The organism is Campylobacter sp. IFREMER_LSEM_CL292, from assembly GCF_025771615.1.
Lineage (GTDB): Bacteria > Campylobacterota > Campylobacteria > Campylobacterales > Campylobacteraceae > Campylobacter_D > Campylobacter_D lari_D.
The window spans coordinates 1-24,671 of sequence record NZ_JAKMQP010000006.1 but is presented as its reverse complement, the minus strand read 5'-3'; the positions used below and the strand labels follow the sequence as shown (position 1 = coordinate 24,671).

Here is a 24,671-nt window from a genome sequence, read left to right as displayed (position 1 = left end):
AACTCTTTACAAAAAACTTTTTTCTGCTATAATTATGCTCACATTTATTATAAAGGAGGCGGATATGAAGAAATACAGGCGTTTAAACACATTATAATCATTTATCAATTTTATTTTAATTTTAACAAAGGAAAAAAATGAAAAAAATATTATATGTTGTTTTAGCGTTATTTGGTATATTAGCTTTAGGTGCTTGTTCAAGCGATAAAAATCAAGCTAGTGCTTCTGGTGAAAAAGTTTATAAAGTAGGTATAGCTGCAAATTATCCTCCTTTTGATTTTATTAAAGATGCAAAAATTACCGGCTTTGATGTTGATTTATTGGAAGAAATTGCTAAAAGAGAAAATTTAAAACTTGAATGGGTAAATATGAGTTTTGATGGTTTAATTCCTGCCTTAAAAGCTGGAAAGATTGATATGATAGCTTCTGCTATGAGTTCAACTCCTCAAAGATTAGCAAGCATGGATTTTAGTGATACTTATTTCAATACTAAAAATTTATATTTAAAATTAAAAACAGATTCTAGTATTAGTGATAAACAAAGTTTGGAAGGTAAAAAAATAGGTGTTCAACTTGGAACTATTCAAGAAAGTGCTGCTAAGACTATTCCAAATGCTCAAGTAGTTGCAAGTGAAGAAATGTTAGCAGCAATTTTAGCTTTAAAAGCTGGCAAAGTAGATGCAGTTTTAACGGATAAAGATATTGGTAAAGGTTATTTAAAAACTAATGAAGAGCTAGAAGCATTTTTAGAAGAAAATGATGGAAGTTCAGGGTTTTGTATAGCTTTTGATAAAGGAAAACAAAGCGAGCTTGTTCAAAAAATTAATGCAGGCTTAGAAAAAGTTAAAGCTGATGGTACTTACCAAAAAATCGTAGAAAAATACGATTTACAATAATTAACTTAAAGCCTTGATACTTATATTCAAGGCTTTAAAAAAATATTCTATATCTTCTTTTGTATGCGTATAATGAAAACCCACTCTTAGCCAACCTGGTTTAGATTTTAATTCTTGATTATCTTTTAGATTGAGTAAATCATGTCCATAAGGTCCTGCACAAGCACAACCTGCTCTTGTTTCTATCTTATAAGTTTTACTTAGTTTATAAGCTAAATCAAAAGGAGAAATTCCTTCTATATTAAAAGCAAAAATAGGTAATCTATTAGTGATATTTTTTGCATATAAGATCATTTTTGGAAAATTTGTACATTGTTTGAAAAAATATTCACAAAGTTCTTTTTCTTTTTTTTCTATATTTTTTAAACCTATTTCATTGCGTATTTTAAAAGCCAAACTTGCTCTAATAAGCTGAATAATTCCAGGCGTGCCACCTTCTTCTAAATTTTCAACTTCGCATAAATATTGTTGAGATGTTCTTGAAACATAGCCCACGGTTCCACCTGCTGCAAAGCTAGGGGTATTGCCACATAGATTTTTTTTGATAACAAGTAAGCCACAAGATCCTACACCTCCAAGTAGTTTATGAGAGCTAATAAACACTGCATCATAAAATTTAGGATCTAAATTAGCATAAGGAGCTAAAGTGGAAATATCAAAAGCAACTATACCGTTGTGTTGTTTGACTAAAGTGTAAATTTTTTTATAATCACTTAAAATTCCTGTAACATTAGAAGCTGCATTAAAGCTTGCTATGATTTGTCTGTTTTTGGATTTTTGTAATAATTTTTCTAAAAAAATAAAATCTAATTCTCCATTTTTATCTAAGGGCACTCGAACGCATTCACACAAAGCTTCTCTAAATGAAAGTTCATTAGAATGGTGTTCATAGGGTCCAACTATAACCAAAGGTAAGGTATTTTTACCTGTATTTTTAAAATATTTTTCTTTAATAAGTGGTGGTATATATAGACCTAAAAGTTCTTGAAATTTTTTTATAGCTGCTGAAGATCCACTCCCACAAGCTATAAGAGCAAAACTATCATCTAATTCAAGGTATTTTTTTAAATTTATTCTCGCGTTTTCATAATGCTGTTGTGTGATAAAAGAATTTAAAGAGCTATCTGAATGTGTATTTGCATAGGTGGTAAGAATTTTTTTAATTTCTTTTTCTATGCTTTTTAGTGCTAAAGCGCTAGCTGTAAAATCAAAATAATGTATTCCTTTTTTTAAAATAATATCTTGTTTTAGTTTTTCAATATCCAAAAAAAATCCTCTAATTTTTTGTTAAAATTATAACATACAAAATATTTATTTTAAGGATGTGATTATAAAATTTGGTGATTTTTCAAAACGCTGTGAAACTTTGGAGCTTGAAAGTATTTTTGACTTTTATAGTATTTTTGATGAGTTTGAATTTGATTTGAAATTAAGTTTATATGAAAATATCTTAAATGTTTTTATTTTGAAAGCCTTTGATATTTTAGTTTCTTTAAATTTAGATGAGAATGCTTTAAAAGCTTTGAGTGTTTTAAGTAAAAATGATAGAAAACGCTATTCTATTAATAAATCTATTCCCCATTTTCAGGCTCTAGGACTTATTAATAAACTTTTAGAGAAAAATATTTTGATTTTAGAAAAAAGTCAAGAAAAGCCAATTACAAAAAACAAAAGACAGAAAGTTAAAAAAGAATTACGCTCTTATAATATACAAGATAAGGTTGTTTTTAAAAATCAAGGATTAAGATTTTTCTTTTATTTTATATATCCTAAACTTAATTTAATCGCGATGAAAAAATACAATGAATTAATAGAACTTATCCAAGAAAATTTGGAAAAATATCAAAGTTTTACTTTTGAACTTTTATGTAAAGAATTTTTAGCAAAAAAACTTAAAGTGAATCAAGTGTATAGTTTTTGGAATTATTATCATGAAATAGACTTGTATTATCATGAAAACAATTTTTGTGTTTTAGGTGAAGTTAAATTTAAAGAAAGAAAAATATGTAAAAATGTTTTAAATATTTTAAAAAGTAAAGCAAAACAGTTGCAAATTCAACCTAATTTATATGTGCTTTTTTCAAAGAGTGGCTTTAGTAAAGAGCTTATTTTAAATAAGGAGCGTAATTTGCTTTTATATACTTTAGAAGATTTTCAATTTTTAATTAAGGATTAAGTGTGGATGAGAATATTTTAAAAAGTTTAGATTCTAGTGAAAAAGAAAACTTACAACAAGGATTAAAAGCCTTAATAGAGCAAACCTATGTTATAGAAAATGAATATAAGCAACTTAATGAAAACTACACTGCATTAAGACAAATGGTAAGTGAGATTATAGAGGTTTTGCCTATGGCTTTGTGGATTTTAGACGCAAATAAAAATATTATTTTGCAAAACAACCTAGCTACACAAAAGCCAAAGCTTTTAGAATGCATTGATCTTGATAAAACACATTATGAACTTGAGTTTGATCATAAATTTTATCTAATCAAAATCACCTCTCATACTGATAAACTTATAGTAAATGCAACAGATATTAGTGATGAAAAAAGAAATGAAAGGTTAGCTAGCATGGGAACAGTTGCAGCACACCTAGCACATGAAATACGCAATCCTATAGGTTCTATTTCTTTATTAAGCTCTACTTTGTTTGAAAGAAGTGAGTTAAAAAATAAGCATATAGTTTTAGAAATCCAAAAAGCAATTTCAAGAGTAGAGCGTATTGTAAATTCTACTTTACTTTTTACAAAAGGAGTACATGTTAATTTAAATGAGTTTAATTTACAGGAGTTACAAGATGAGTGTGAGCAAGCTATTGGAGCTTATAATTATCTAGCTAACATCGATTTTAAATTTGAATTTTTAGATTTAAAAATCAATGCAGATAAATCTTTACTTGCTTTAGTTTTGCAAAATTTACTTTATAATGCCATAGATGCTATTGAAGAAAGCGAAAATGATGATGGTTATATAAAGGTTAAGTGCGAACAAAAAGAAGATAGGGTTTTTATTAAAGTTTATGATAATGGTGTAAGTATCAAAGATAAAAAAATGGTTTTTGAGGCTTTTAAAACAACTAAGTTAAAAGGTAATGGCTTAGGTCTTTCTTTATCAAAACAAATTATTGATGCGCATAATGGAGTTTTAGGTTTTGATGAAAATCCAAAATGTTTTTTTATAGAGCTTAAAATTTAAGCTCTATAAAATAAATTTTTTCTTAAAATAATAAAAATATTTGTCCTCATAGCTCAGCTGGATAGAGCGCAGAATTCCTAATTCTGAGGTCGCAAGTTCAAACCTTGCTGGGGACACCATTTCAAGGAAAAAGATGTTTCATATAGTCTTAGTTGAGCCTCGCATACCACAAAATACAGGAAGTATAGGCAGAATGTGTTTTAATGCAGGTTTTGCTTTACATATTATCAATCCACTTTTTAGTATTGATGAAAAGGCAGTTAAAAGAGCAGGACTTGATTATTGGAAAAAATTAAATCCTTTTTTATGGGATAATTTAGAAGATTTTTTAAAAGAGTATGAAAAATTTCAAGATAGATTTTTCTTTGCGACAACTAAAACTACTCAAGCTTATTTTGATGTAAATTATCAAAAAGGTGATTTTTTATTTTTTGGAAGTGAAAGTTTTGGTTTGCCTATGGATTTAATGCAAAAAAAATGGGAAAATACTATTACTATACCGATGAAAGATTGTGGTAGAAGTTTAAATTTAGCTACGAGTGTGGGTATAGTGAGCTATGAAGCTTTGAGGCAAAATTTTGCCTCTTTTGAAAAATTTTAATGATTTAAAACTTGATTTAAAAATTCTTTCAATCTTTCATTCTTTGGGTTTTCAAAAGCTATTTTAGGACATTCATCTACTGCTATAATGCCTTTATCCATGAAAAAAATTCTATTAGCTACATTTCTTGCAAATCCCATTTCATGTGTAACTACAAGCATAGTTAAACCTTCTTTAGCCACTTCTTTCATGATATTTAAAACTTCACCTATCATTTCAGGATCTAAAGCTGAAGTTGGCTCATCAAATAAAATCACATCAGGATTCATCATTAATGATCTTGCTATGGCAATACGCTGTTTTTGTCCACCTGAAAGCTTATGAGGAAAATAATTTTCTTTATCACTTAGGCCAACTTTTTTGAGTAATTCTCGTGCTTTTTTTACTGCTTCATCTTTACCCATGATTTTTGTTTGTACTGGCGCTAGGCATAAATTTTCCAAAACATTTTTATTATTAAAAAGATTAAAATGTTGAAATACCATGCTAACTTTTTGACGAATTTTATTGATATCTGTTTTTTTATCAAGTATATTAATGTTATTGATATAAATATTACCACTATCTGGTGTTTCAAGTTTATTTAAACAGCGTAAAAAAGTACTTTTCCCACCCCCGCTAGGCCCTATAATAGCAATAATATCGCCTTTATGCACTTCAACACTAATATCTTTTAAAACTTCTAAATCTCCATATTTTTTAATCAAATTTTCTATTTTAATCATGTTTATTTAATCTCATTTCTATAAATCTTGCAATCAGTGTTAAAATTTTAACGCTTACATAATATACAAGTCCTGTAAAAATAATAGGTTTAGGGTTGTAATAAATTGCTTGTAAGCTTTTACTTTGCATGGTAATATCCATAACACTAATATAGCCCACTATTGAAGTTTCTTTAAATAAAGAAATAAATTCATTCATTAAAGAAGGTAAGATATTTTTAATTGCTTGCGGAAAGATGATTAGTCTCATAGAAGCAGAATAATTAAGCCCCATTGCTCTAGATGCTTCCATTTGTCCTTTGTCTACACTTTGAATTCCACTTCTTACGATTTCAGCTACATAAGCAGAACTATTAAGTCCAAGTGCAATAATAGCTACATAAAAATTATCACTCCAAGTGGCAAAAATCACTACTGAGAAAATCAAAAGCTGTAAAAGCAGAGGAGTTCCGCGTATAATGTCTATGTATTCATCTATGATGAAATTTAAACTTTGAATTTCTAAAAATCTTAAAAATGCTAGGAAAAAACCAAGTGCTATTCCTATTAAAATTCCACCCACTGTTAAACCAAGTGTTGTGAAATAACTATGAACATAAGCTTTGGCTTCTATAGTATAAGCATATTCTCCTGTAGCTAAGCCATTTTGATCTTTAACTTGTAAAATTTCAATAGGAAATGAAAAATAAGCCCAAAAAACAATAATGGCAAAAAATACAAAAATTTTTATCGTATTTTGTTTCAATTTAAACACCTTATAAAATTTTAAAAAAACTAAGTGTATAAAAATTAAGTTTTCTTTTTACTTAAAAGCATTTTTATGTGTTTTTTTGGTAAATATCGTGAGTTAAATTTTCACATAGCTGTAAAAAATAAAATAAAATTAATATAAAATTATATTTTTTTGTAGCAAATTCATTTTTTTATGATAAATTTACACTCGATTAAATTATAAAAAGGAGATAAATATGGATTTAATATCCCAATTTGTTGGCTTTGTAAATAATCAGTATTATTCCATTTTGGTTATTTTGCTTATTATTGTAGGGTTTTATTATAGCTATTTGACAGGTTTTGTGCAATTTCGAATGCTTCCTTATGTGTTTGACATTTTGACAGAAAAGCAAGAAAAACATGAAAAACACCATATTACTCCTTTTCAGGCTTTGATGATTTCAACAGCTTCAAGAGTTGGTATAGGAAATATTGCAGGTATTGCAGTAGCAGTTGTTTTAGGCGGACCTGGCGCTTTGTTTTGGATGTGGGCTATGGCATTTTTTGGTGGCGCTTCAGCTTTTGCAGAAAGCACTTTAGCACAAGTTTATAAAAGTCGTGATGGAAAAAGTTTTAAAGGTGGCCCTGCTTATTATATTAGTAAAGCTTTAAATTTAAAATGGCTTGGAGCTGTTTTTGCGGTGATTTTAATCATTACTTATGCTTATGGATTTAATGGACTTCAAAGTCAAACTATGACTTCAGCATTTGAGTTTTATTATAAAGGTATGGTTGATGCTAGTGAAGTAAGTTTTTCGCAAAGTTGGTGGCCTATTGTAATAGGGGCTATTTTGGCTATTTTTGCTGCTTATATGTTTTTTGGTGATCATACTAAAATAGGTAAAGTAAGTTCGGTTATCGTTCCTATTATGGCGATGATTTATGTTGGTTTATCTATTATAGCGATGTTTATGAATTTTGATAAAATTCCTGAAGTGTTTTCTATGATTTTTAAAAGTGCTTTTGATTTTGAAGCTATTTTTGGTGGATTTGCAGGTTCTGCTTTGGTTATAGGTATAAAAAGAGGATTATTTTCTAATGAAGCAGGTATGGGTTCAGCACCAAATGCAGCAGCTTCTGCTCTTACAACTCACCCTGCAAAACAAGGGGTTATTCAAGCATTTTCTGTATTAATTGATGTGATTATTTGTACAAGTTCAGGATTTTTGGTATTATTTTCACTTGCTTATGCTAATAATATTGGTGTAGACGGTAAGCCTATTTTAACAGCACTACCTTTAGTACAAGAATCCATGAAAGAATATTATGGAAATCTAGGTGTACATTTTACTACTGTTAGTATAGTTTTATTTGCTATTACTTCTTTGATAGGAAATTACTATTATGCTCAAGCAAATATTAAATACCTTACTCAAAATCCTATTATTATTAATCTTTTTAAAGCAAGTGCTGTGCTTATGATTTTTATTGGTGCAAATATGGATTTAAAATTTGCGTGGGATTTAGCTGATACCACTATGGCGTTTATGGCTACGATTAATATTATTTCTATTTTATTGCTTGGTGGTATAGTGAAAAAGGTATTAAAAGATTTTAGCGAGCAAAAAAGACAAGGTAGAGATCCAGTGTTTAGCGCTTCAAAGCTTGGTATTAAAAACGCAGAGTGTTGGGACTAATGATAGATTATATTATTATTGCTTTGTTTATAGCTTTTATGGTTTTTCTTGTGTTTGGCTTTAACCGCCAAATGCAAGAAAAAGCCAAACAAAGAGAAGAAAAATTAAAAACAAAGAAAGATTTTAAAAAAAATAGGTAAAATACACTAAAAAATTTTTAAAAAAGAGTGTAAAATGAAATTGTTAATAGAAATAGGTACAGAAGAACTTCCTGCTATTCCTTTATTAAAAGAACTTCCAAATATTAGTAAAAAATGGGAAAAGATTTTACAAGAGTATCATTTAGAATCTGAATTTAAATTTTTCTATACTCCTAGAAGATTGGTTTTTATCCATGAAAATTTTAAAGAAAAACAAGATGATTCTTTTGTGGAATTTATAGGCGCACCTAAGGCGATAGCTTATAAAGATGGAAAGCTTACTCAAGCAGGATTTAGCTTTTTAGAAAAAAGTGGTTTAAAAGAAGAAGAGCTTGAATTTAAAGAAATTAAGGGTAAAGAAGTATTGTATTGTCAAAAACAAGTACAAGGCTTGCAAAGCAAGGTGGTTTTAGCTCAAATGATCGAGGCTTTTTTAAAAAGCTTGAGTTTTGGTAAAACTATGAGATGGGGTGATGGTAGCTTTGAATTTATCAGAGCTATTCGCTCGCTTTGTTGTATTTTAAATGATGAATTGATTGAGTTTGAAAGCTATGGCGTTAAAAGTGCAAAAAGTACTTTTGTGCATAGAAGTGTTAGTTATGATTTGATAGCTTTTGCGAATATTGATGAGTATTTTAAAACTTTAGAGCAAAATTATATTATTTTAGATCAAGAACAAAGAAAAAAGCTTATTATTGAGCAGTTAAAGACACTTGAAAAAGAAAATGATATTACTATTGCAGAAGATGATGAGCTTTTAGCTGAAGTTGTAGCTATCACAGAGTATCCAAAGGCATTATTAGGGCATTTTGAAAAAGAGTATTTAGAAATCCCAAGCGAAGTGATAATTACTTCTATGAGAGAAAATCAACGCTATTTTGCAGTATTTAAAAACAATACTCTAAGCAATCATTTTATTGTAGTTTCTAATGCGGTTTGTGAAGATTATTCTAAAATCATTAATGGAAATGAAAGAGTTTTAAGAGCAAGATTAAGTGATGCGATGTTTTTTTGGAAAAATGACTTAGCGCAGGGTTTAAATAATGATAAAATAAGCCAAATGGTTTATCTTGAAGGACTTGGAACCTTAAAAGATAAAATTATTAGAGAACAAAAAATTGCTACTAAGCTTTGTGAAGTTTTTGCTAATACTCAAAAAGATGAAATTTTAAAAGCTATAGAATACTCAAAAGCTGATCTAAGTACTCAAATGGTGTATGAATTTACTGATCTTCAAGGCATTATGGGATCTTATTATGCTAAGGCTATGGGTATGAGCGATGAGCTTGCTTTGGCGATTAAAGAACAATACCTTCCAAATGGCGATAATTCAGCTATGCCAAGTAATGAATTTAGTTCTATTGTAGCTTTGGCTTATAAATTTGATACACTCGTGGGGCTTTTTTCAATGGGGAAAATCCCAAGTGGTACAAAAGATCCTTATGCTTTAAGAAGAGCAGCAAATGGTGTTTTAAAAATTATTCTAGCTTTAAATAAAAATTTTGATCTTAAGATATTTTTAGAAACAATAGCTAGTGAGTATAAAAGCTTTGATTTGAAAATTTTATTAGACTTTATCTTAGAGCGTTTATATACTTTTTATGAGGTTAATGCTTCTTTTGTTAAAGCTGTGCTTAGCTCTAAAACTTATGATGTTATTTATATTGATTCTTGTATTAAAGCTTTAATACAAAGTGCAAATAAGGCAGATTTTAGTCAAAATTTTGCTACTTTTAAGCGCTTGGCAAATATTGCAATATTAAGTGAAGTTCAAATTAATGAAAATTTGTTTAACATTCAAGAGGAAAAAGATTTATACCAAGCTTTTATGCAGTGTAAAACAAAAGAAAATAATACCCAAGAGCTTTTAGAAAGCCTTTTTGCACTAAAACCACAAATTGATGCTTTTTTTGATAAAGTAATGATTAATGACAAAGATGAAAATATTAAAAACAATCGTCAAGCTTTAGTATGTGCAATTTATCGTGAGTTTTTAAAAATAGCTGATATTAAAGAGCTTAGTGTATGAGAAAAATTCTTTTTTTACTTTGTTTTTTGGTATTTGCATTAGAAGCTAGAGAGATTGAGCTTGTAAAAGGGCAAGTAATTTTTTTAGAATTTGATAAAAATAATTTTTTACAAATTAGCTCAAATTCTAAAAAACTTCCTTTTTTTGAGTATAAAAATAAAGTCATTGTTAGTATAGCTATACCTTATAAAAATCCTAAAGATAGAAAATTAATAGCTGAATTTAAAGATAATTCTAAAGAAGAAATTAACATAAAATTTAGCGAAGGAAACTATAAAAAAGAATTTTTAAAAGTTAGTGCTTCTAAGGTTAATCCACCTAAAGAAACACTTGATCGCATTAGCAAAGAATATCAAGAAGCTATTAAGGTTTATAATACTTATACCAATATGGCTTTATTTGAAGGCAATTTTACATACCCTTTAGAAAGTAAAATTACAAGTGCTTTTGGAAAAGCAAGATTGTTTAATGATACTCTTAAAAGTTATCATAGCGGAACTGATTTTAGAGCAGCAAGTGGGACAAAAATTTATGCGAGTAATGATGGTATTGTAAGGATTGCTTCAAATCGTTATTATGCAGGAAATTCAGTGGTAATTGATCATGGATATGGGATTTATTCTCAGTATTATCATCTATCAAAACTTAATGTAAAAGTAGGACAAAAGGTAAAAAAGGGTGAGCTTATAGGTTTGAGTGGAGCTAGCGGTAGGGTTACAGGGCCACATTTGCATTTTGGAATTTTAGTTAATGGTGTGCAAGTTGATCCACTTGATTTTATCGCTAAATTTAATGCTTTATAATGATAGCTTTTAGTGAGTTTTTTCAAAATTGGATTGATAAATATTACTCCCAAGCTGTGAGTGTTGGCAAAAATGGAGATTTTTATACCGCAGTTAGTGTGGGAAATCTTTTTGGAGTGCTCTTAGCTAATCATTTTTTAAAACTTATAGATGATAAAAAATTAACTTTACCGGTTGAAGTTGTAGAAATAGGGGCAAATGAAGGGCATTTAATGCTTGATTTCATACAAGCTTTATACACTCTTAGAGCTGATGTTTTAGAGCAGATTGAGTGTTTTATCATAGAGCCACATGAAAAATTAAAACATATTCAAAAAAAACTTTTTGATGAATATGATTTAGATGTGAAAATTTATAATTCTTTAGAAGAATGTCATTTTAAAAATGCCTTTTTTTATGCTAATGAATTATTTGATTGTTTTGCATGTGAACTTATAAAAGATAGAACAATGGCATATGTTGATGATGATTTAAACATTGTTTTTAAGCCTATGAATGAAGATCTTTTAAAAGAATGTGAAAAATATTCTATCACTAATAGCGAGCTTTGTATTTCTTATAAACCCTTTTTATCCAAATTAAAACAAACCTGTGAAAAACTAACTTTTGCATGTTTTGATTATGCAAAAAAAGAAGAAAAAATTAGTATTAGAATGTATAAAAATCACCAAGTGTATAATCTTTTTGAAGAAAACTTAAAAGATTTTTTTGCTAAAAGCGATATTACATATAATGTAAATTTTGATCATTTTTTACAAGTTTTAAAAGAAGAGGGCTTTGAGGTGTTAGAATATAAAAATCAAAATCAAGCCTTAATTGATTTTGGCTTAGAAGAAATTATCGAGCAAGTTAAAAATATTAACCTCCAAATTTATAAAAACTTTATCAACCAAAGTAAAAATTTGATGTTTAACTTTGGCGATAAGTTTAAGTTTTTAGAATTTAAGCTTTAAAATCACTGCTTGTAATATCAAGCCCAAAGCCTTTTAAGCCTATAAATTCTTTATCGGTATTTTGACTTAGAAGTTTGATTTTTGAAATTTTTAAATACCTTAAAATTTGCGCTCCTATGCCATAATTTTTAAATTGTATATTTTCTTGTTTTTCATTTTTCATGAAAATGATTACACCACCTTTTTGACTTAAAAATTCAATCTGCTTTAATAATTCATTAAATTTATTAGAAGTTAGAAGCTCAAAGTCGCTTCCACTAAGATAAAATTTAACATTCTCGCATTCTTTCAAAGTGCCAAAGCTAAAAGCTATGTGTTCATTTTCATTGTGATCTTTAAAAGTCATTTTTTTAGCTTTAAAACCTGCTAAAATACTTTCTTCTTCTTTAATTAAAGAAATCAAACTTTCATTTTTTAAACGATACTCGATTAAATCTGAAATAGTAATCATATTAATATCGTGTTTTTTGCAAAACTCAAGCAAATCGCTTCTTCTAGCCATATCTCCATTATCTTTAACAATTTCACATATTACGCATGCTTCTTTTAATCCTGCCAAACGACATAAATCCACTGTTCCTTCTGTATGGCCCGTTCTTTCTAAAACTCCACCTTTTTTTGCTATCAAAGGATTAATATGTCCAGGACGCACAAAATCACTCGCCTTTGCATTATCATCAGCAAAAATTTGTATAGTCATATCTCTTTCGTAAGCACTTACTCCTGTTGTTGCATTTTTTGCATCGACAGTGATGGTAAAAGCTGTTTCGTGATTTGATGTGTTTTTAGGTACCATTAAAGGTAGTTCAAATTTTTTAGCTAAGTTCTCACTTAATGCTACACATACCACACCTCTTGCGTGAGTGATGGTAAAATTTACTTTTTCTTGTGAGCTAAATTGTGCAGGGAAAATCAAATCCCCTTCATTTTCCCTATCTTCTGCATCCACCATTACCAACATCTTACCATCTTGAAGTTCTTTTATAGCTTGTTCTATACTTATATATCCCATAAAATCATTCCTTGAAAATATTTTAAAAATATTATAGCATTTTTCTTGACATTGTATAAAAAATAATATATAATATCACTTTTAATTTAAATAAAAAATTTCTATTGGGGTATCGCCAAGCGGTAAGGCAACAGGTTTTGGTCCTGTCATTCAGGGGTTCGAATCCCTTTACCCCATCCACTTCATATGATGCCGCGAAGTAGAGCAGTGGTTAGCTCGTCGGGCTCATAACCCGAAGGTCGGGAGTTCAAATCTCCCCTTCGCAACCATTATATAAAAATAACTTATAATCTATTTCAACAGATGTTTTTTAGCAATATTAAAATCAAATTAATTTAAAATTTCTAAAATTATTGAAATTTTAAAAATACAATACAAAGAATAAAATAGATAAAATATATTTAACAAGAATAAATGGCGAGTTTAATAGGCGTATGATTTATAATTAATGTTGCACATGCTTTGTATTTTATTGTAAAAATGTAAAAAAATGATATTTTTTGCTAAATAGGTAATGTATTAAAATTTTTAGACTGCAAGAAAAAAACAATATTGATTTAAAGTCTAACAAAGAAAAATATTTCTTAATTGATGAAGTGCAAATGAGGAGACTTTATATTTTAAAGCCGGATGCAACAAGATAGTATTATAAGCTGCTAACTACTTAATCATTTCTTGATTAAATTCTTTAAGATCTATAAATAATAAATCTTTATAATAATTAACAAATGCTTCTTTTAAGGTTTTATTAAATATTTCATTATGAATATTCATTCTAAGATTCTTTAGATAAGTACAATAATGAGTAGTGTTAAGTTCTTTAATAAAACATTCATAGTTTTTTAAATTCACAGCCATTATCTGTGAGTATACTAAATTCTTTTATGAGGATTATTAGTTTTTAAGATAATAACAAAACTTTTAAGATATGCTAGTATATCTTGTCTTTTTAGGAGATAAAGCTACAGTATAATCAATTCTTGTAACTAAATCTATCATAGTAAGTATATATTTTATTTTATTATCAACATATTTTATAGTATCTATTGCCCAAGTATTCATAGGAGTTGTTTTAAGATTTTTTTAGTTATCTATTTTTAACTCTCTCTTGTAGCTTTTATTTTGGCCTAGATAATTAATTCTTGTAAGTGTTGTTCTCATTTTATCTTTAGAGATGATTCTTCCTATGGTGGAAACACTAGGAGGTAGGCTTTAAAAAATAATACAATCTTTCTTTATCTAAATTTATATAAATATGCCTAAGTCTTTTGATATTTAAAGTAATTTCCAAATCAAAAGAACTTCTTATATTTTTTACTTTAGTGTATTTTGTATTTAGGGTATTTAAATTATCATTATTTTTGTGATAAATTTCTTGTTTTCTAAAAAGTGTCTTTTTATCTATATTAAAAGCTTCTAAAGTAGCTTTTAAACCATGATGCTTATGAAAGATATAATTTTTATTCTTTGTTCTATTATTTTATGTTTTATTTCAAAAATATAACTATATTCTCTTAATTTAGCAAATCCTTTTATACATCTAAATAAATAATCTGTTTGGATAAATATTCCTTAGTTAGTTTTATTAATCAAATATTTCTTGATTGGTAAATAAAAGATAGTAGTTTTATTAACTAAGAAAGTGCCAAATGTGTTCGAACTTGTGTGATAATATTTTATCTTGATGTTTTTAATCTTCACATTGAAGCAATATAAAATAAGTATAAGAAATTAATTTTAAAATATTTTGTATAATTATTCTAAGGTATATTGTAGCAATTATTATGTTATTGTAATAATAATCAAGATTTATTTAATGATTACTCTCTCTTTTTTTTATGAGTCATTAAATGATATAAGAATAAATTATACTCTTGTTTTCTAAGTTGATAACATGAAATAAAATTTATTTTATACTCTTCTTGAATATTAAAGATAATAAATGTCTAACTACTGCAATAATCTTTAAAAAATATTGATTAAGTTTGATGTTGAAATAATGTATGCCGTACTGCCTTCTATATAATATGAACTACAAGTAAAATTCTTTCTTTTTTTAAAAATATGATCTTCTTCATTACTTGATTGATATAACTAAGCCATATTTATATGTAAATCACTGATTTGATCTTGTTAAAACCAACTACAATGAAGCTTAAAATAAATATAGCAGTTTTGATTTTTAAACATTTGAAGAAATGGAATAAAAATCCTGAAAAAATTATCAATTATTTTAAAATAATTATAGATAAACATGACAATGAGATAAATATATAGTATTAATTTTAAAATCCAATTTTATACAAATCCAACATAATAAAGATTTTCATCACTTAGTTATTTTAAACAAACAATTGCGTTAAAAAATGAAATCATAAATAATGCTATGAAAAATATATCAAACTTATAGGATAAAATTTTTAAGTAAAAAACTATAAATGGAGTGCGGTTGTAAATATCAAAGAAACCATACCAATGAATGATTTAGAAAATCTTTTTAAACACTTTTAAAAATACGGCTTTTAATGCCATTAAATAGCAATCACCGTGATGAAGAAGAGAAGAAGCAAGATAAGGTTTTCAAAAGAAGCACCTTTTCTTTTCTTCTCTAAATAAAATACACCTTATAGGTGCTATATGTTTTGTACTAAAATGGGTGCTAGGGTTGTCTAAGTGTGTAGCACGGAAAGCGGACAAAGTCTGCCGCTTAATATTAAGATTAAACAGATATATCTAAAAGCTGATCTTTTTTATTGTCTGCTTTATCTGTATTTGTAGAATTACTTTGTTCTTCTTTTTTAGCTTCAGCTTCTACTTTTTTTGTATTATCATTCTCAGCTTTTTTTTCTTGTTCAAATTTAGCTTCTTCAAGTTTTAATAGTGGTTTTGCTGTATAACACAAGCTTGTATCAATAACTTGATTACAACATTGAGAATATACTAATCCCATCATTATCCTTTAGTGATTTATACAAATACCTAATTTAGCACAAGCTTGATGCTGATAAATAGGCTGATGTATTGTCTGGCAATTATGAAAATTTTCACAAGTTATACTTCTATCTTGTTGTTGTGAATTATTAAAATTTTTCTTGCTATGATAACTATGATTTAAAGCTAAAGCAACGCTAGATAATGAAGCAATAACTGCTAAACCTAAGATAATTTTTTTCATTATTTTTGAGCCTTTTTATGATTATTTTTGATATATGAATAATTATAAAAGTCAAAAAATTAATTTAATATTAAATAAGAGAAAAAACAAAATTTGCTTAAATATTGAAAAAAATTACTCAACTTTTTTTGTTTTTTCTCGCGCGTATGCGTTTTTATATATTAAAAAAAGCAGGGGATGGATTTTCACAAAAGTCTATGTGATAGGAGATAGTGAAATATTAAGTGGATAAAGTCAAAGATGATAGAGATACTTTAAGAACTTTGTTTGAAACACACAAGACAAATAATGAAAGATTAGAAACTCGACTAAAAGAAATAGGCAGATGGTGCGAAAAAAAATTTAAGCGTGGAGCAGTTAAAAGAAATATTTCCATTAAAAGCCGAAAGAATAGAAAAAGAGCTTAAATATCAAAGAGCTTTTGAAAATTCTTTTGAACAAGCAAAAACTAAAAGAAACGATAGAGGGTTTGGGTTTAATAGATAGTTTTCCTTTTTGGTGCTTTAGCAAATCGCACCTGTTAAGGTACTATGATTTGCGATAATTGGGGTGCGGGGGCTGTCTGAGTGCGTAGCACGGAAGATGGACAAAACCCACTGCCCTAATATTAAGATTAAGCAAATATATCTAAAAGCTGATCTTTTTTGCTAGTATTTGCTTGATTATCAGCATTTGTAGAATTACTTTGTTCTTCTTTTTTAGCTTCAGCTTCTACTTTTTTTGTATCTTCTTGTTCCATAAGCTTTAAGGTGTCATATATTTGATGAACTTCCTTAGGCATACACTTGTGGAAGCGAATATTTGAATTAGGATTTAACATATTTAACATTAGAAACAATATCCAAATTTACAAAGTACTTTATGCCCAGCATCTTGATAAATAGGTTGATGTATTGTTTGGCAATTATGAAAAGTTGCACAAGTTATACTTCTACCTTCTATATATTCTTGTTGTGAATTATTAAAATTTTTCTTGCTATGATAACTATGATTTGAAGCTGAAACAAGGCTAGATAATGAAGCAATAACTGCTAAACCTAAGATAATTTTTTTCATTTTTGAGTCTTTCTATGATTATTTTTGATATATGAATAATTATAAAAGTCAAAAAATTAATTTAATATTAAATAACAGAAAAAACAAAAATTTGTTTAAACATTGAAAAAAAATTACTCAACTTTTTTTTGTTTTTTCTCTCGCGTATGCGTATGTATTTTTTTATATATTTTTTAAAAAAAGAAAGGCTGTCTGAGTGCGTAGCACGGAAGATGGACAAAACCCACTGCCCTAATATTAAGATTAAGCAAATATATCTAAAAGCTGATCTTTTTTGCTAGTATTTGCTTGATTATCAGCATTTGTAGAATTACTTTGTTCTTCTTTTTTAGCTTCAGCTTCTACTTTTTTTGTATCTTCTTGTTCCATAAGCTTTAAGGTGTCATATATTTGATGAACTTCCTTAGGCATACACTTGTGGAAGCGAATATTTGAATTAGGATTTAACATATTTAACATTAGAAACAATATCCAAATTTACAAAGTACTTTATGCCCAGCATCTTGATAAATAGGTTGATGTATTGTCTGGCAATTATGAAAAGTTGCACAAGTTATACTTCTACCTTCTATATATTCTTGTTGTGAATTATTAAAATTTTTCTTGCTATGATAACTATGATTTGAAGCTGAAACAAGGCTAGATAATGAAGCAATAACTGCTAAACCTAAGATAATTTTTTTCATTTTTGAGTCTTTCTATGATTATTTTTGATATATGAATAATTATAAAAGTCAAAAAATTAATTTAATATTAAATAACAGAAAAAACAAAAATTTGTTTAAACATTGAAAAAAAATTACTCAACTTTTTTTGTTTTTTCTCTCGCGTATGCGTATGTATTTTTTTATATATTTTTTAAAAAAAGAAAGGCTGTCTGAGTGCGTAGCTGTAAGGGGTATTTTAAAAAGAATATGTAACTATCTATAGCTTTAAGGTTTGGAGGATAGTTACATAGAAAACTTAAATAATTTTATATAATTACATAAATATTTTATAGGAGTGTATAATGAATAAGATTGATAATATTGCAAATTTTTTAGATAACAACTCTAAAAAATGTTTAGCTATAAATGGGTCTTGGGGTATAGGTAAAACTTATTTATGGAAACAAGTTGAAAATAAACTTTCTGAAATAAATGCAGATAAAAAGATTGTTTATATAGATCTTTTTGGTAAAGAAAGTTATAAGCAAATATTAGAAGAAATAGTTGTAAGCCTACATGGAGATTATAATAAAATTACCAAAACAACTTTTAAAGGTTTAGAAGGTTTGGTTAAAAGTATAAGTGGTGGCTTAATAGATATAGATAGTGATGCTATTTTTTCCTTTTTAAAAAAGGAAGACTTTTATAATATTATTGTGTGTTTTGATAACATAGAAAGAAAATCTGATAATCTTTCTTTGAAAGAAATTTTAGGACTTGTAAATTTACTTAAAGAAGAAAAAGAATGCAATGTTGTTGTTATTTTTCACGAGGAAGAACTAAAAGAACAAGATGATAATTTGACTGAAAATAATAAAGAAGAAGAGAATGAACAAGATTTTAATAGTTAGTATCAAAAAGCTAAAGAAGAACAAACCAAACAATATAATAGTAAAAACTGGTATCGAATATACAAAGAAAAGGTTATTGATTGTGAAATAACCATAAAAAACAATGATGAAGTAGCAAAAGCAATTATAAAAGATAAAGTAAATAAATATACTAAAATTACAGACGAGATAAAAAATATTATTGGAAATATTATTTTTGAAAGATATAAAGAACAATGCAATGGAAATCTAAGATTGCTATATCATGTGTTAGAACATATAGATTATTTTAACAAGCAATGTTTTTTATTGTTTTGCAAGTATGACAATAAAAAAACATTTTCAGATGCTCTAAAATTAAGTTATATCTCATTAATATTTCAAATTAAAAAATACCTTTCTATTAAAATAGAAGAAAATGACATTTCCTCAAACTACCATCTTTATGAAAAATACCTAAAAAATATGTTTTATTTAAATAAAGAAGAAAAATACCAACTAAGACGCGATTTTTATCAAACTTTAAAAATTGAACTTTATTATAAACTTCAAAACTACAAGATAGAATATTTGGTAGGTAATTTAAGTGATGAACAATTTGTAAAAGATATTGAAAATTCACTCCTAAAAATAGACTTTTATTCAGAAAATGGAATAACACGCTTTCCTTATGGTTTTTATCAAAATTTACTTTCAACCTACACACAAATTACAAATAAAAAATTAAACAACATAGAAGAAAAAATCAATAAACACTATATAGAAGCTCTTGTTATGGAAGAATTAGAATTTGATTTTCATGATGATTATAAATCAGATAAGAACCTATTAAAATTATTAGAAAATGAAAAATGGAAAGATTATTATGAAGAAACTAAAGAAAAACTCAAAATAAACAAGTATGAAAATATTAATGCACTTATTAATAGCTATGAAAATATAGAAAGTAGTTTTTATCCCGAAGCGATCAAGCAATATAATTTTTTTAAAAGAGAAGAATTAGTACAGCTATTTAAAAATAATAACGATTTTTGTAAGAAATTTTTTAATCATTTTTCTAAGAATATGGTTATAAATCATAAATTTGACGATGATTTAAATAATCATTTATTTCAAGCTTATTTAGATTTTTTAGATTTAGATGAAAATAAAATAAAAAAAAGTGTTGTTGTAGAATATATAAATTCACAAAATAGTGTATTAAGAAAGTTACTAATAGAATAATTGCGTTAAAGATATTCAATAAAATACTATTAAATTTACAAAAATTAAAAAGTTCTTATGTGTTTATAATTTGCAAACATTATAAAATTAAACTACTTATCTCTTTTTAATTTATCGATAAAATCACTCCACCATTGCATTAACTCTCTTCCATCATCAAGTCTTAAGCTTCTATTATATACTGCTTTTACTTTATTTCTTTCTCTATGATCTAAACATAGTTCTATAACTTCACTATCTTGTTTATGAATATTTTTATACTCATAAAGAAAAGTTGAAGCAGTAGCTCTAAAACCATGATATAGTATTTTATCACCAAAACCTAATCTTTTAATGGCTTGATTTAATGTGTTTTTACTCATTGTTTTAGATTTACTTATATTACTTGGAAAAAAATATTTTGAATTTGAGTAAGAAAAATTTTTAACATATAAAAGCAAGTCTAAAACACTCTGACTTAGCGGAATAATAAAATCCTCTCTTGCTTTAACTTTATTAGCACGAATAATAATTTTTTTATCAAAATCTATTTCTTTCCATTCTAAATTTCTAATATTAGCACTTCTTAAAAAATAAATATGGACTAATTTGCAAAGCAACTTTTGTAAAAATACTTATTAATCGTAAGTAATAATTCTTTAAATCTTGCTTCATCTGTGAAGTTTTATAACTTTGAACTTTATTAGTACCATAAAGTGCTTTTTTATATTTTGATTTTTAGTATTTTCTTTTTGAATATGTTCTTTTGGATTAATGCCTTATGATAGCATGTCGTTATAATCATTTGCAATCTCTCTCGCTCGTGTTAATATGGTTATAGGATATTTTCCTATTTTAAAAGAATACCCTTTTTATTAAGTTTATATCTAAAATAAAAATTCTTATCAATATTTCCATGAAAAACCCTAGCTTCAATATATATTTTTAGTACAAGCACTTTGATATAAGTTTTTTATCAACAGTTAAATTTTTAAGTTGCCTATCATTTACAATAATCACTGATTTTCCTTTAAAGTGTGTACAAAAAAATATTTTTTTTAATTTGTCAAAAGATTTTAATTGTAGTAATAATTCGTGATAGAGAAGTAATGGTGGATTTGGAAAGCGTGTGGTTTATTAATCAAACACCTAAGTATCCATACTTTAGAAATTAAATATCTAAATAACATATACTTTTGAAAATTCAATAATTTGTATAGTTAAATCTCATTTTAAAAATTTAACTCCTGATATAACTTTAGCTATTTCTTCAATGGAAAATAATACATAGCAAGATATTTCCATAGATTGTATTTTATCTTTTCTTCTTAGATTATCAATAGTTCCTGAAGAAACGCCTAATACTTCAGCAAATTCTTTTTTACTTAAAGTCATTTTTTATATTTCTCAAAAAATTTTTGTTTCTAAATAATTCTTGGTTGTGCCAATCTTGCTTAATTGTGAAATATGTTTGTTTTAATTTATAAAAATAATATATAAAACTATAAATATCTTTATATATCTAACTTTATTTAATCACCTTTCATTTTTCATTAAACATTATATATATTCTTTTACCTATTATCTAATTTATAAAAACATACAAACTATAATTAAATATATTTTTTTAATAAGTAATTTTAAGATTATAACAACTATTATCAAATTTATACAAAAACTCTATATTGTAGTTATCTAAAGAGTATAATAAGGTATTTATACTCTTTATTTATTACTATATATAAGCTTAGTATTTATACTTTATATACCAAATATGATAAATACACCTTACACTGTTATCTAAAAATACTAAATACTAATACTTTTAAAAATGTTAAATAGTATAATAAAATATAAATATAAAAATTCAAAAAGCTTATTTTTCATTATTTTTAAAAAGTAAATGATAAGTTTTTTTCATATATATTTAAATAATAATAAATCTATTTGCATTTTTTTAATAAAAAATAAAAGTAATTTTGATTATAATTTATAAATAATTATTATATTTATTAATTTTTTGGCTATTTTTCAATATTTTTATAACTTTTTTATCACTTTTGTATTTTTTGTGTTATCATATTCTCATCACAAATAAAAAATTTTATGCAAAGGATTCGGGGGGGGGGGATATGAAAAAAACACTTTTACTTGTTTTAATCATTCACACTTTTCTTTTTTCTCAAATAATGATTTTAAAAAATCAAGATAAAATCATTATAGATAACAATCAAACTCTTGCACTTAATCATGTAAACCATGATCAAAAGCAAATACTTAAAGAACATAATAACATTGACTCAAGAGTCAAAAAGCTATTAGAAGAAAAACCAAAGAAGGATTCTAATCTTAGTAAAGAAGATGAAGAATTATCTAGTAAGGTTGTTAATGTTATTCAAACTATAGGCAATGTATATAATGCCAAAGATAGTAAAGAAAGAGATGAACTTATAAGAGATTTAGCAAGCAATTATTTAAGCTTACAAGCTAATACTTTAATCCAAGAATATTTACATGCTCTTAATCACTCCATTAATAGTGAGTTTAATTTAAACTATAATGATAGGGGTGGTTTAAGTGGTAATGCTAAAGTTCTTTTACCTATTATGAGTGAAGATAATCCAAAAATATCTTATTTTTTACAAAGCGGTATAGGTGGATATGATAATAATAGAATCATAGGTCATTTTGGTGGTGGTATAAGATATTATCCTAATGCATTAGCATTAGATAATTCAGGAAATATCATGCTAGGATTAAATTTAGTTTATGATCATGATTTTAGCAGAGAGCATAAAAGAATATCTTTGGGCTTTGAAAGTATGTTAGATACACTAGCTTTCCATGCTAATATTTATCAAAGATTAAGTGATTGGGTTAGTAGTTATGATTTTAAAAATGCAAATAATGATCTAACTTTCTTAGAACGCCCTGCTAATGGCTGGGATATGGGTATTAAATATGCTTTTCCTTCTATGAGTAATGTAGCTATTTTTGCTAATATGAGTAAATGGTATGGAGAAAAAGTAGCTCCATTTGGCAATGTAAACTGCTATGAAGATTTAGAAAAAAATCCTTTAGTGTATGAAGGAGGTATTACTTACTCACCCTGTCCTGCATTAACTTTTTCGCTAAGCCATAAAAGAAGTAATGAAAGTGATAAACAAGGCACAAATATAGCTATGAATTTTAACATACCTTTAGATAAAGATGCCTTCAAACACGCTTTTGATACAAAATTAGCAGGTATAAATAATACCATTGAAGGCTCTAGAACTCATTTTATAGATAGAGATTATTCTATGGTGCTTGAATATAAAGCTATTAACAATACTTATCATATTTCTTATTGCGGAAATTTGGGAGGTAATACTCATTGTATTATGCTTAAAGATGGCTTTAATCAAGCAGTTAAAAATGTTGCTATGAGTGTAACTCCTGAACAAAAAAGTGTAATCTTAAAAGATGGAAATCATTATATTACTGATAGTAATGGAAAAGTTTTTGTAAAAATAATCCATTCTTATGGAGTCCATCAAACCAATTTAATTGCTAAAGCAGGGAATGCTCAAGAAAGTTTCCCTATTACTATCATAGCTCCAAAAGAAGACTTTAGGATATTTGCTAAACCTTCTAATATACAAAGATATGAAAAATCTCTAATCACATTTACAGGAAATGATTTAGCAGGCGATTTGGCAATTCATTGGAAATTAAATGGTAAAGGAAGTTTAGAAAAAACGCCAAATTCAGATAAAACTGATAAAGATGGAAATTCAAATATCATCTATAAACCTGATGTAAACATGAAAGATAAAGAAAAAGCTGAAATCATTGCTAATGTATTGGGAGTTACTTTAAAAACATTTGTTCAAATAGCAATTTATGGAGATAATGATATTATCTTAGATAAAGCTATTATAGGTAATAAAGAAAAAGCTCATGCAAGTTATAAAAACTTACATGCTAAAACTACTAAGGTTAAATGGAGTATACAAGGAGATAATGCTTTATTTATAGATAAAGATAAAACTACTAAAGAGCTTAATTTAATAGCTGATGATAAAGGTGAGAGTAATGTAGAAATCATAGGACTTAGTGGAAATGAAAAAGTAAAAATCATTGCTAAGAATATGAGTGATGAATTAGTAAAAGAAAGAAGTAAAGATTTAGAGATTAAAAATTATACAGCCACTATGGAGCTTCCTACTGGAAAAGATCCTGTGACTCATCAAGACTTTGAAAAAGGAATGATTGATTATAAAAGCGACTTTGAAGTAAAACTTAAAGGTTTAATGCCAAAAACAAAAGTTTTATGGAAGGCTAAAGATATACAAAGCAATAAAACTTTAAGAATTAGTAACGATAAAGAAAGTACAGCTGATGATAAAGGTGAGAGTAAGGTAGTATTTGAAGGAGTAAAAGATTTCAATATTAAAAGATTACAAATCATTGCTACTTATAATCAAAGCGCAGCTAGCACTCAAGAAGTAAGTGGAGAAATCAAACTCCACCAATATACCCCAAGCATTAGTTTTAGTAAAGATAAAATCCATGCTTATGAAAGTGATAATAACAAAGCTTTAAAAGATCCAAAGCCTGATCATGTTGAAGTAACTTTAAAAGGTGGTAAACCTAATGAAAAAATAGAATGGAGTTTAAGTGGAGACGCTACTTTAAGTAATCAAGAAGCAACATTTAATGCTAGTGGTGAAGCTAAGGCAGTTATCACTTCTAAAGCTCCATTTAAAGTTAATCCAAATTTAGAAGTTAAAACTATGACTAAAGATCTTAAAAAAGAATTGCTTTATGAGATTAAAGAATATACTCCTAAAGTAACTTATCCAAGCTTTAAAAGTCACGAAAAAACCATAGACTATGAAAGTGATTATGTATTAAAAGTAAGTGGTTTATTACCAAATTCCACTATTGATA

The 24,671-nt window shown here is 26.8% G+C and carries 25 protein-coding genes and 3 tRNA genes; 15 read left to right on the top strand and 13 right to left on the bottom strand.

The genetic code is table 11. The features are described 5' to 3' along the window. Nucleotides 1-137 precede the first annotated feature (137 nt). Nucleotides 138-896, top strand: coding sequence for a basic amino acid ABC transporter substrate-binding protein (locus L8T82_RS04770; protein WP_133319276.1), 759 nt, complete (start codon nucleotides 138-140; stop codon nucleotides 894-896). Here L8T82_RS04770 and L8T82_RS04765 read toward each other — a convergent pair whose 3' ends face one another. Continuing rightward, nucleotides 897-2,162, bottom strand: coding sequence for an aminotransferase class V-fold PLP-dependent enzyme (locus tag L8T82_RS04765; protein WP_263725989.1), 1,266 nt, complete (start codon nucleotides 2,160-2,162; stop codon nucleotides 897-899). A 58-nt stretch (nucleotides 2,163-2,220) separates the two neighbouring features. On the opposite strand from L8T82_RS04765, the gene L8T82_RS04760 reads away from it, so the two are divergent. From L8T82_RS04760 to L8T82_RS04745, 4 genes are all read left to right on the top strand, one after another. Next, a complete protein-coding gene (locus tag L8T82_RS04760; protein WP_263725988.1) occupies nucleotides 2,221-3,072 on the top strand; it encodes a DUF234 domain-containing protein in 852 nt (283 codons plus the stop codon). Between the two features lie 2 nt (nucleotides 3,073-3,074). After that, nucleotides 3,075-4,091 (top strand): sensor histidine kinase, encoded by a 1,017-nt coding sequence (locus L8T82_RS04755; RefSeq protein WP_263659366.1) that lies wholly within the window; start codon nucleotides 3,075-3,077, stop codon nucleotides 4,089-4,091. 42 nt (nucleotides 4,092-4,133) lie between these two features. Further along, nucleotides 4,134-4,210 (top strand) — tRNA-Arg (locus tag L8T82_RS04750). Between the two features lie 14 nt (nucleotides 4,211-4,224). Further along, a complete protein-coding gene (locus L8T82_RS04745; RefSeq protein ID WP_133319272.1) occupies nucleotides 4,225-4,692 on the top strand; it encodes a tRNA (cytidine(34)-2'-O)-methyltransferase in 468 nt (155 codons plus the stop codon). On the opposite strand, the gene L8T82_RS04740 is transcribed toward L8T82_RS04745, so the two are convergent. After that, on the bottom strand, nucleotides 4,689-5,417 hold the full coding sequence (locus L8T82_RS04740; protein ID WP_263659972.1) for an amino acid ABC transporter ATP-binding protein: 729 nt from the start codon (nucleotides 5,415-5,417) through the stop codon (nucleotides 4,689-4,691). The genes L8T82_RS04745 and L8T82_RS04740 overlap by 4 nt on opposite strands. Next, the gene (locus L8T82_RS04735) at nucleotides 5,410-6,162 is read right to left on the bottom strand and encodes an amino acid ABC transporter permease (protein ID WP_263725987.1); all 753 of its coding nucleotides are present in this window, start codon (nucleotides 6,160-6,162) and stop codon (nucleotides 5,410-5,412) included. The genes L8T82_RS04740 and L8T82_RS04735 overlap by 8 nt, the downstream gene beginning before the upstream one ends. A gap of 223 nt (nucleotides 6,163-6,385) precedes the next feature. On the opposite strand from L8T82_RS04735, the gene L8T82_RS04730 reads away from it, so the two are divergent. From L8T82_RS04730 to L8T82_RS04710, 5 genes are read left to right on the top strand one after another with little or no spacing between them, the layout of a single operon-like run. After that, nucleotides 6,386-7,828 (top strand): alanine/glycine:cation symporter family protein, encoded by a 1,443-nt coding sequence (locus L8T82_RS04730; RefSeq protein WP_220566768.1) that lies wholly within the window; start codon nucleotides 6,386-6,388, stop codon nucleotides 7,826-7,828. Further along, nucleotides 7,828-7,968 (top strand): hypothetical protein, encoded by a 141-nt coding sequence (locus L8T82_RS04725; protein ID WP_164717489.1) that lies wholly within the window; start codon nucleotides 7,828-7,830, stop codon nucleotides 7,966-7,968. The genes L8T82_RS04730 and L8T82_RS04725 overlap by 1 nt, the downstream gene beginning before the upstream one ends. Before the next feature lie 34 nt (nucleotides 7,969-8,002). Next, complete coding sequence (gene glyS, locus L8T82_RS04720; RefSeq protein ID WP_263725986.1) at nucleotides 8,003-9,997, top strand: glycine--tRNA ligase subunit beta; 1,995 nt, start codon at nucleotides 8,003-8,005, stop codon at nucleotides 9,995-9,997. Beyond that, nucleotides 9,994-10,800, top strand: coding sequence for a M23 family metallopeptidase (locus L8T82_RS04715; protein WP_133319267.1), 807 nt, complete (start codon nucleotides 9,994-9,996; stop codon nucleotides 10,798-10,800). Before glyS ends, L8T82_RS04715 begins: the two co-directional genes overlap by 4 nt. Before the next feature lie 2 nt (nucleotides 10,801-10,802). Then, the gene (locus L8T82_RS04710) at nucleotides 10,803-11,753 is read left to right on the top strand and encodes an SAM-dependent methyltransferase (RefSeq protein ID WP_318530095.1); all 951 of its coding nucleotides are present in this window, start codon (nucleotides 10,803-10,805) and stop codon (nucleotides 11,751-11,753) included. On the opposite strand, the gene L8T82_RS04705 is transcribed toward L8T82_RS04710, so the two are convergent. Further along, nucleotides 11,743-12,765: a bifunctional 3,4-dihydroxy-2-butanone 4-phosphate synthase/GTP cyclohydrolase II gene (locus L8T82_RS04705; protein WP_133319265.1), complete on the bottom strand. Its 1,023-nt coding sequence runs from the start codon at nucleotides 12,763-12,765 to the stop codon at nucleotides 11,743-11,745. The two genes, L8T82_RS04710 and L8T82_RS04705, sit on opposite strands and share 11 nt — an antisense overlap. A gap of 105 nt (nucleotides 12,766-12,870) precedes the next feature. Between L8T82_RS04705 and L8T82_RS04700 the strand changes: the two genes are divergently transcribed. Together L8T82_RS04700 and L8T82_RS04695 are read left to right on the top strand one after the other, a co-directional pair. Further along, nucleotides 12,871-12,945: transfer RNA gene (locus L8T82_RS04700), tRNA-Gln, on the top strand. A gap of 13 nt (nucleotides 12,946-12,958) precedes the next feature. Beyond that, nucleotides 12,959-13,034: transfer RNA gene (locus L8T82_RS04695), tRNA-Met, on the top strand. Between the two features lie 652 nt (nucleotides 13,035-13,686). Here the strand turns inward: L8T82_RS04695 and L8T82_RS04690 are convergent. From L8T82_RS04690 to L8T82_RS04660, 7 genes are all read right to left on the bottom strand, one after another. Beyond that, nucleotides 13,687-13,827: a hypothetical protein gene (locus L8T82_RS04690; protein ID WP_165955267.1), complete on the bottom strand. Its 141-nt coding sequence runs from the start codon at nucleotides 13,825-13,827 to the stop codon at nucleotides 13,687-13,689. 1,657 nt (nucleotides 13,828-15,484) lie between these two features. Continuing rightward, nucleotides 15,485-15,715 carry a hypothetical protein gene (locus L8T82_RS04685; RefSeq protein WP_263725984.1) on the bottom strand — a complete coding sequence of 77 codons (231 nt, stop codon included), beginning with the start codon at nucleotides 15,713-15,715 and terminating at the stop codon, nucleotides 15,485-15,487. A 9-nt stretch (nucleotides 15,716-15,724) separates the two neighbouring features. Further along, nucleotides 15,725-15,940: a hypothetical protein gene (locus L8T82_RS04680; RefSeq protein WP_263661706.1), complete on the bottom strand. Its 216-nt coding sequence runs from the start codon at nucleotides 15,938-15,940 to the stop codon at nucleotides 15,725-15,727. Between the two features lie 613 nt (nucleotides 15,941-16,553). After that, nucleotides 16,554-16,769 (bottom strand): hypothetical protein, encoded by a 216-nt coding sequence (locus L8T82_RS04675; protein WP_263664718.1) that lies wholly within the window; start codon nucleotides 16,767-16,769, stop codon nucleotides 16,554-16,556. Next, complete coding sequence (locus L8T82_RS04670; RefSeq protein ID WP_263725983.1) at nucleotides 16,769-16,996, bottom strand: hypothetical protein; 228 nt, start codon at nucleotides 16,994-16,996, stop codon at nucleotides 16,769-16,771. Before L8T82_RS04670 ends, L8T82_RS04675 begins: the two co-directional genes overlap by 1 nt. A gap of 243 nt (nucleotides 16,997-17,239) precedes the next feature. Next, a complete protein-coding gene (locus tag L8T82_RS04665; protein WP_263664718.1) occupies nucleotides 17,240-17,455 on the bottom strand; it encodes a hypothetical protein in 216 nt (71 codons plus the stop codon). After that, a complete protein-coding gene (locus tag L8T82_RS04660; RefSeq protein ID WP_263725983.1) occupies nucleotides 17,455-17,682 on the bottom strand; it encodes a hypothetical protein in 228 nt (75 codons plus the stop codon). Before L8T82_RS04660 ends, L8T82_RS04665 begins: the two co-directional genes overlap by 1 nt. A 323-nt stretch (nucleotides 17,683-18,005) precedes the next feature. Between L8T82_RS04660 and L8T82_RS04655 the strand changes: the two genes are divergently transcribed. Both L8T82_RS04655 and L8T82_RS04650 read left to right on the top strand, forming a co-directional pair. Next, entirely contained in the window at nucleotides 18,006-18,554 is a 549-nt protein-coding gene (locus tag L8T82_RS04655) for a KAP family NTPase (RefSeq protein ID WP_263725982.1), read from the top strand. 234 nt (nucleotides 18,555-18,788) lie between these two features. Beyond that, nucleotides 18,789-19,757 (top strand): hypothetical protein, encoded by a 969-nt coding sequence (locus tag L8T82_RS04650; RefSeq protein ID WP_263725981.1) that lies wholly within the window; start codon nucleotides 18,789-18,791, stop codon nucleotides 19,755-19,757. A 92-nt stretch (nucleotides 19,758-19,849) separates the two neighbouring features. On the opposite strand, the gene L8T82_RS04645 is transcribed toward L8T82_RS04650, so the two are convergent. Together L8T82_RS04645 and L8T82_RS04640 are read right to left on the bottom strand one after the other, a co-directional pair. Beyond that, on the bottom strand, nucleotides 19,850-20,356 hold the full coding sequence (locus tag L8T82_RS04645) for a tyrosine-type recombinase/integrase (RefSeq protein WP_263725980.1): 507 nt from the start codon (nucleotides 20,354-20,356) through the stop codon (nucleotides 19,850-19,852). Nucleotides 20,357-20,963: 607 nt separating this feature from the next. Continuing rightward, on the bottom strand, nucleotides 20,964-21,131 hold the full coding sequence (locus tag L8T82_RS04640) for a hypothetical protein (RefSeq protein ID WP_263725979.1): 168 nt from the start codon (nucleotides 21,129-21,131) through the stop codon (nucleotides 20,964-20,966). A gap of 737 nt (nucleotides 21,132-21,868) precedes the next feature. Here L8T82_RS04640 and L8T82_RS04635 point away from each other — a divergent pair. Then, a partial coding sequence (locus L8T82_RS04635) for an inverse autotransporter beta domain-containing protein (protein ID WP_263725978.1) occupies nucleotides 21,869-24,671 on the top strand: 2,803 nt, incomplete at its 3' end.

Excerpts from the sequence above, each read along its gene's own strand:
- L8T82_RS04770 (WP_133319276.1), top strand. The coding sequence starts at position 138 with ATGAAAAAAATATTATATGTTGTTTTAGCGTTATTTGGTATATTAGCT.
- L8T82_RS04745 (WP_133319272.1), top strand. The coding sequence starts at position 4,225 with ATGTTTCATATAGTCTTAGTTGAGCCTCGCATACCACAAAATACAGGA.
- L8T82_RS04740 (WP_263659972.1), bottom strand. The coding sequence starts at position 5,417 with ATGATTAAAATAGAAAATTTGATTAAAAAATATGGAGATTTAGAAGTT.
- L8T82_RS04730 (WP_220566768.1), top strand. The coding sequence starts at position 6,386 with ATGGATTTAATATCCCAATTTGTTGGCTTTGTAAATAATCAGTATTAT.
- L8T82_RS04725 (WP_164717489.1), top strand. The coding sequence starts at position 7,828 with ATGATAGATTATATTATTATTGCTTTGTTTATAGCTTTTATGGTTTTT.
- glyS (WP_263725986.1), top strand. The coding sequence starts at position 8,003 with ATGAAATTGTTAATAGAAATAGGTACAGAAGAACTTCCTGCTATTCCT.
- L8T82_RS04715 (WP_133319267.1), top strand. The coding sequence starts at position 9,994 with ATGAGAAAAATTCTTTTTTTACTTTGTTTTTTGGTATTTGCATTAGAA.
- L8T82_RS04705 (WP_133319265.1), bottom strand. The coding sequence starts at position 12,765 with ATGGGATATATAAGTATAGAACAAGCTATAAAAGAACTTCAAGATGGT.
- L8T82_RS04690 (WP_165955267.1), bottom strand. The coding sequence starts at position 13,827 with ATGAATACTTGGGCAATAGATACTATAAAATATGTTGATAATAAAATA.
- L8T82_RS04685 (WP_263725984.1), bottom strand. The coding sequence starts at position 15,715 with ATGGGATTAGTATATTCTCAATGTTGTAATCAAGTTATTGATACAAGC.
- L8T82_RS04680 (WP_263661706.1), bottom strand. The coding sequence starts at position 15,940 with ATGAAAAAAATTATCTTAGGTTTAGCAGTTATTGCTTCATTATCTAGC.
- L8T82_RS04675 (WP_263664718.1), bottom strand. The coding sequence starts at position 16,769 with ATGTTAAATATGTTAAATCCTAATTCAAATATTCGCTTCCACAAGTGT.
- L8T82_RS04670 (WP_263725983.1), bottom strand. The coding sequence starts at position 16,996 with ATGAAAAAAATTATCTTAGGTTTAGCAGTTATTGCTTCATTATCTAGC.
- L8T82_RS04665 (WP_263664718.1), bottom strand. The coding sequence starts at position 17,455 with ATGTTAAATATGTTAAATCCTAATTCAAATATTCGCTTCCACAAGTGT.
- L8T82_RS04660 (WP_263725983.1), bottom strand. The coding sequence starts at position 17,682 with ATGAAAAAAATTATCTTAGGTTTAGCAGTTATTGCTTCATTATCTAGC.
- L8T82_RS04655 (WP_263725982.1), top strand. The coding sequence starts at position 18,006 with ATGAATAAGATTGATAATATTGCAAATTTTTTAGATAACAACTCTAAA.
- L8T82_RS04640 (WP_263725979.1), bottom strand. The coding sequence starts at position 21,131 with ATGACTTTAAGTAAAAAAGAATTTGCTGAAGTATTAGGCGTTTCTTCA.